This is a genomic window from Nioella sp. (assembly GCF_964229645.1).
GTDB lineage: Bacteria > Pseudomonadota > Alphaproteobacteria > Rhodobacterales > Rhodobacteraceae > Nioella.
The window spans coordinates 1-5,884 of the sequence record NZ_CAXREX010000227.1 but is presented as its reverse complement, the minus strand read 5'-3'; the positions used below and the strand labels follow the sequence as shown (position 1 = coordinate 5,884).

General features: G+C 67.0%; 7 protein-coding genes and 1 pseudogene. 7 read left to right on the top strand and 1 reads right to left on the bottom strand.

The annotated features are described in order from the left end of the window. Positions 1-320, bottom strand: a pseudogene (locus tag ACEQXV_RS15270) (polyheme membrane-associated cytochrome C); the annotation flags it as partial. On the opposite strand from ACEQXV_RS15270, the gene ACEQXV_RS15265 reads away from it, so the two are divergent. The 7 genes from ACEQXV_RS15265 to ACEQXV_RS15235 form a co-directional block, all read left to right on the top strand. Then, the gene (locus tag ACEQXV_RS15265; protein WP_370269887.1) at positions 319-1,701 is read left to right on the top strand and encodes a Na(+)-translocating NADH-quinone reductase subunit A; all 1,383 of its coding nucleotides are present in this window, start codon (positions 319-321) and stop codon (positions 1,699-1,701) included. The pseudogene ACEQXV_RS15270 and the gene ACEQXV_RS15265 sit on opposite strands and share 2 nt — an antisense overlap. Further along, on the top strand, positions 1,701-2,486 hold the full coding sequence (locus ACEQXV_RS15260) for an RnfABCDGE type electron transport complex subunit D (protein ID WP_370269886.1): 786 nt from the start codon (positions 1,701-1,703) through the stop codon (positions 2,484-2,486). The genes ACEQXV_RS15265 and ACEQXV_RS15260 overlap by 1 nt, the downstream gene beginning before the upstream one ends. Continuing rightward, positions 2,479-3,252, top strand: a complete 774-nt coding sequence (locus tag ACEQXV_RS15255; RefSeq protein ID WP_370269884.1) for an FMN-binding protein — start codon at positions 2,479-2,481, stop codon at positions 3,250-3,252. The genes ACEQXV_RS15260 and ACEQXV_RS15255 overlap by 8 nt, the downstream gene beginning before the upstream one ends. Further along, positions 3,249-3,902, top strand: a complete 654-nt coding sequence (locus tag ACEQXV_RS15250) for an NADH:ubiquinone reductase (Na(+)-transporting) subunit D (RefSeq protein ID WP_370269881.1) — start codon at positions 3,249-3,251, stop codon at positions 3,900-3,902. The genes ACEQXV_RS15255 and ACEQXV_RS15250 overlap by 4 nt, the downstream gene beginning before the upstream one ends. Then, positions 3,899-4,501 (top strand): NADH:ubiquinone reductase (Na(+)-transporting) subunit E, encoded by a 603-nt coding sequence (gene nqrE / locus ACEQXV_RS15245; protein ID WP_370253983.1) that lies wholly within the window; start codon positions 3,899-3,901, stop codon positions 4,499-4,501. Before ACEQXV_RS15250 ends, nqrE begins: the two co-directional genes overlap by 4 nt. Beyond that, complete coding sequence (gene nqrF, locus ACEQXV_RS15240) at positions 4,498-5,712, top strand: NADH:ubiquinone reductase (Na(+)-transporting) subunit F (protein ID WP_370269880.1); 1,215 nt, start codon at positions 4,498-4,500, stop codon at positions 5,710-5,712. The genes nqrE and nqrF overlap by 4 nt, the downstream gene beginning before the upstream one ends. A 5-nt stretch (positions 5,713-5,717) precedes the next feature. Further along, on the top strand, positions 5,718-5,884 hold a 167-nt coding region (locus tag ACEQXV_RS15235), incomplete at its 3' end, for a twin-arginine translocation signal domain-containing protein (protein WP_370269889.1).

The window sequence follows — 5,884 nt, the reverse complement described above, 5'->3', positions numbered from 1 at the left end:
TCGGTAATCGCCGCCACACCGTCGGCATGGCAGGTGTCGCAATCCACGACCCCGCCCGAAGGGATCGTCGCATCGACCGAGCCCACGGCGCTTCCGTCCACGCCATGAAAGTCACGAAACCCCGCGCCCGAGTGGCAGACCGCGCAGGCAGAGGGCACTTCGCCTTCCTCGTTCCAGTGAGAAAACGCCTCGGCGGCGGCATCGCCATGGGCAGAGGAGACCCATTGCGGAACGATCGTCGCGACGTCCCCTTGTGCAAGGGCGGCAGGGGCGATCGTCATCGAAACCAACAAGGCAAGGGCGGACCGAACCGTCTTCATGGGAGACTCCTCAAGCTGCGTGGCGGTTACCCAAACAGGATGCGCGAGGCGGGGTCGGCCTGCCTTGACCTCTATCAAGTCGGGGCCTGTGGTCACACGCTATGGTGGAACCCGTCGCCATACGACTCGCAGGACGGAGAGCCCCTTGCCCCGCATAAAAGGTGTCAGACTGCCCGACAGGGGTGCCCCCCGACAGAGCATCGAGCCTTGCACGCTTCCGGGGCGTGTCGGGCTTTTGGGCTCCGACTACCCGCGCCTGCGATTGCGGCCCGCCGTCTTGCAAGGCGACAAGATCAAAGCAGGTCAGGTCGTCATGCGCGACCATCGCGACCCTCGCCTTTGCGTCACCAGCCCCGTTGCCGGAACGGTGCAGGAGGTCGTGATCGGGGCGAAGCGCCGGGTGGCGCGGATCGTGATCGCGCGCGGGGAGGGCGCGACGGTCCGATTTGATACCATCGACGCCCACACCGAAGCGGGCCTTCGCAAGCTGATGCAGGACACCGGGCTTTGGACGGGGATCCTGCGGCGTCCCTTCGGCACGATTCCCGATCCCGAGGAACGGCCCTCCGCCATCTTGGTGACCGCCATCGCGACCGAGCCAGGTGCGGCTGATCCCGGCCCGCTGATCCGCGCCGAGGCAGAGGCGTTCGCCACCGCGCTCTCGGCCCTTGAAAGGCTTACGGAAGGGCCGGTCTTCCTGTGTCAGTCAGCCGGGGCGGACCTCGTCCGCGCGACGGGCCGGGTCAGGGCCGTCGCGTTTTCTGGCGCGCATCCGGCGGGCAGCCCGGGTCTACATGCAGAACGGCTTTGCCCGCCATCACCCGATCGCCCGGTCTGGCAGATGGGATATGCCGATGTGCTGGCGCTAGGGGCTGTTCTGGCAACCGGGCAACTGCCGTCGACCAAGGTGGTCGCGCTGTCCGGCCCTGCCGCGCGTGACCCCCGGCTGTTGGAGCTGCCTTGTGGTGCCGACCTGGGGGACCTGGCAGCGAAGGAAACGACCACTGCGAGTTTTCGCATCCTGTCCGGCTCATCTCTCTCGGGCAGCGAGTCGCGCTATCTCAGGCGACGCGACACGCAGGTAACGCTCTTGCCGCGCGAGCTGCCTGCCCTCACGGGTGGCGCGCCGCGCGGGCATACGCCCGCCCTGCGGCGCAAGGCGCTGATCCCGCACATGGCCCTTGCGAGGTCCCTGGGGCCGGACCTGCCTGCAATGGCGCTCTTGCGGGCGCTGAGTGTGGGCGAGGCGGATCAGGCTGGACGGCTCGGAGCGCTTGGGCTGCTGGAAGAGGACATGGCGCTGGCCACGTATCTTGCTGGCGGCGGCGAGGATTTCGGGCTGCGCCTGCGCGCGGTTCTCGACCGGCTGGAGGCATCGTGATGGGCGGCGGTCTGTGGTCGCGTGACATGATCGGGTGGGTTCTGGTTGCCGCCTGCCTGCCGCCTGCTGCCGTGGTGGTGGTGGAGCAAGGGGCCGAAGGCGTGGTGCGCATGGGCGCGGTTCTGGCCGTATCCGCCGCGTGGGAGGCGCTTTTTCGTGCCCTTCGCGGGATCGCCCTGTCTCCTACGCCCGTCCTGCTGGCCGTCACGCTGGCAGCCCTGGCCCCCGTCGGGCTATCGCCCGTGCAGCTTGCGCTTGGGGCCAGCTTCGGGCTGGTTCTGGGCGAGCTTGTCTTTGGCGGGTGGGGACGCAACGTGGTGGGCGCTGCACCCGTGGCTCTGGCGATGCTCTACCTGTCGCACCCGGCGGGCATCGGGCCGGGCTCCGAGCTGACAATGATCCTTGCGGCGGGGGCGTCAGGCCTTCTGCTTCTGGCAACGGGCGTGCTCTCCCTCGCGATTGTCGCAGGGGCCGGGCTTGGCCTTTGGGCAGTAATGCTGCTTCTGGGCGCACCACTGGAGAGCAGCCTTTCCGGCGGCGCGGTTGCGCTTGGTCTGGTCCTTCTGCTGGCCGATCCCGTGACGGCCCCCACCACGGGCCCCGCGCGGGTCCTTTACGGCCTGCTTGGCGGTGCTCTTATTGCGCTTCTGGCAGGCGTGGCCGGCTTGGCTGGGGCGGAGCGCGCCACCATCTTCGCCGTGCTGCTGGCACAAGTCTTCTCTCCCGCACTCGATTATGCAGGGCTTGCGCTGTGGCGTATGGCCCGGGACCGGCGACATGTCTGATTTCAATCCTATCCACCTGTGGCAGCGCTTCCTCGCGGCACCCAATGACAGCCGGGGCAAGACCCTTGGCATGGCGTTCCTGGTGTCGCTCGCTGCAGCCCTTGCGGTGTCGAGCGCCTCGGTGCTGCTTGGACCGCGTCTCGATGCCAACCGCGAGGCCGAACGGCGCGCGCGGCTGGAAGCACTGATTTCCGAGACGCCCGGCCTGGCCGAGATCCTGCCGGGCACCGGGGTCGACAGCATGGAAAGCCTGATCGTCAACCTGGCCGATCTGAGCCTTGCCGACGAACTCGACCCTGCACAGGTGACCGAGCTTGCGCCCGAGGACGACCTTGCAGGCCTCGGCGCGCGACCTGACCTGCACCAGGTCTTCGTCGCGCGGGATGGGCGCGATCTCGCGCTGGTGATCCTTCCGGTGGCGGGGCAGGGCTATGCCTCGACGATCAGGGGCTATCTTGCCCTCGGGGCCGACCTAAACACCGTGGTCGGGCTGGCCATCACCGAGCAGGGCGAAACACCGGGGCTGGGCGCCACGATCCAGACACCGGCCTGGCTGGCGATGTGGCCCGGAACGCAGCTGCGCGACGAAAACGGCGAGATCCGCGTTGCCGTCGTGCGTGGCGGGGCCACGACCCACTACGAGATCGACGCGATCACCGGGGCCACGCGCACCTCGAACGGGGTGCAGAACATGATCCGCTTCTGGATCGGCCCGTTGGGGTTTGGCCCGCTGCTGGAGGCGATCGGCGAGGGACGTCTGCCATGACCCGCCAATTCCATCACCTGACCGATCCGTTGCTGCGCGACAACCCCGTGACGGTGCAGATTCTGGGCATCTGCTCGGCGCTGGCGGTCACCACCTCGATGGCGACGGCCTTGACCATGAGCCTTGCGCTGACCGCCGTGCTGGTGGTGTCGAGCGCTGTCATCTCATCAATCCGACGCCATATCCCATCGCAGATCCGCCTGATCCTGCAAATCACCATCATCGCGGCACTGGTGATCGTGGCCGACCTTGTGCTTCAGGCCTATGCCTATGCAATCAGCCAGCGGCTCTCGATCTTCGTGTCACTGATCGTGACGAACTGCATCGTTCTTGGCCGGGCCGAGGCCTTCGCCATGTCGCATCCCGTGGGGCCCGCCATTCTCGACGCGCTTGGCAATGGGGCGGGCTATTCCTCGATCCTGCTGATCGTGGCCTTCGTACGGGAGCTTCTGGGGTTCGGGACGCTTTTCGGCCTCACCGTCTTTCCAAGCGTGGCAGATGGTGGCTGGTATCAACCGTTCGGTTTCATGCTGCTGGCCCCCTCGGCCTTCGTCCTGCTTGGCCTTCTGGTCTGGGTGCTGCGCAGCCTTCGCCCCGACCAGGCCGAGCCCGACGCCACCCCGGTTGACAGCGAGGGGGCAATCACATGAGCGACCTCTTCCTGCGTGCGGTCTTTGCCGACAACCTGATCTTGAGCTTTTTTCTGGGCGTCTGCACCTTCCTTGCCGTGTCGAAACGGGTGGAGACCGCGCTTGGGCTGGGCGTGGCGATCATCGCGATCCTGACCATCACCGTGCCCGTGAACCAGTTGATCCTGACCCGCCTTCTGGCCCCCGAAGCCTGGGGCTGGCTTGGAGCGGGCGACATCGACCTGACGTTCCTTCGGCTCATCGCCTTCATCGGGGTCATCGCGGCCATGGTGCAGGTGCTGGAAATGGCGCTCGACCGCTATGCGCCGGGGCTTTACGCGGCGCTTGGCATTTACCTGCCGCTCATCACTGTCAATTGCGCGATCCTGGGCGGCAGCCTGTTCATGGCCGAGCGGGACTATACCCTGGCCGAGGCCACTGTCTTCGGCTTCGGAAGCGGCCTTGGATGGGCGCTGGCGATCGTGGCCCTGGCGGCCATCCGAGAGCGTCTGGCCTATGCCGACATCCCGGCGGGACTGCGCGGGCTTGGCATCACCTTCGTCGTGACAGGTCTCATGTCCATGGCTTTCACCGCTTTTGGAACGATTGCCCTGCCATGACCCAGATCGTCCTCGCCACCCTGCTGCTGATTGCCCTCGTCATGGTCCTGGCCGGGATCGTGATGGGCGCGCGCCGGGCGCTTGTTCCGTCACGCCCGGTGATGCTGACGATCAATGGCCGCAAGGAGGTTCCGGCGCTCACCGGCCAGAAACTGCTCGATGCGCTGAAGGCGGGCGGCATTCCCATGCCTTCGGGTTGCGCCGGGGCGGGCACCTGCGGCCTTTGCCGGGTTCGGGTCGAGGGTGCGGGGCCGCCCCTGGCCACCGAGGTCGGCACGCTTGGCCAAGCCGCTACCCGCGCGGGCGAGCGCCTGTCGTGCCAGGTGGTGCTGCGCGGCCCGATGTCGGTGACGGTCCCCGACGATATCCTGGCCGCCGAGTCCTTCGACTGCGAAGTGATCTCGAACCGTCCGCTGGCCCCGCTGATCAAGGAGCTTGTCGTCGCCCTTCCCGATGGGGCCGAGTTCGATTTCGTCGCCGGGGAATATGCCCAGGTCACGGCGCCCGCTTACCGGCTCGACTATGCCGAGATCGAGATGGGTCCCTTCAGCGACATCTGGCAAAGCCGCGGTCTGCGCCGCTTCGCGTCTGCCAGTGCACGCCCCGTCTCGCGCGCCTATTCGATTGCCAACCGGCCGCAGGATGCCGGGCGCGTTGCCTTCAATATCCGCCTTGCCCTGCCGCCAGCCGGCGTCCCCGATGCCCCGCCCGGCGTGGTGTCGTCTTACCTTTTCAGGTTAAAACCCGGGGATCGGCTAGCCGTGGCCGGGCCTTACGGTGACTTTCGCGTGCAGCAAACCGGGCGCGAGATCGTGCTGATCGGGGGCGGGGTCGGCATGGCCCCCCTGCGTGCCATCGTGCATGACCAGTTGACCCGCGAGGGCGCCGACAGGCGGCTGTCCTTCTTCTACGGGGCCCGCAGCCGGGCGGACCTGTTCTATGACGACGAATTCCGCACGCTCGCCTCGCAGCATCCCAATTTCACCTGGACCGTTGCCTTGTCTGACCCGCAGCCCGGCGATGACTGGTCGGGGGAGACCGGCTTCATCCACGATGTCGCCCTGCGCGCCTACCTGTCCGGCCATCCCGCCCCGGAGGATTGCGAATACTACCTGTGCGGTCCCCCGCTCATGATGCGCGCCGTGATCGGCATGCTTGACGACCTGGGCGTAGAGCCCGAGACAATCTTCTTCGACGACTTCGCGAGTTGACCCCCATGACCCTGAACCGAAGACACGTCCTTGCCATCTCTGCCGCCGCTGCCGCTGCCGCGGGCCTGCCCTTCACGGCGCGCGCCACGCAGGAAATCGGCGGCCTCGCCTTTGGATCTTACTGGCGCGGGCACTTCCATCTGGAAGCCCCGGCAGACGAAATCCGCCACCT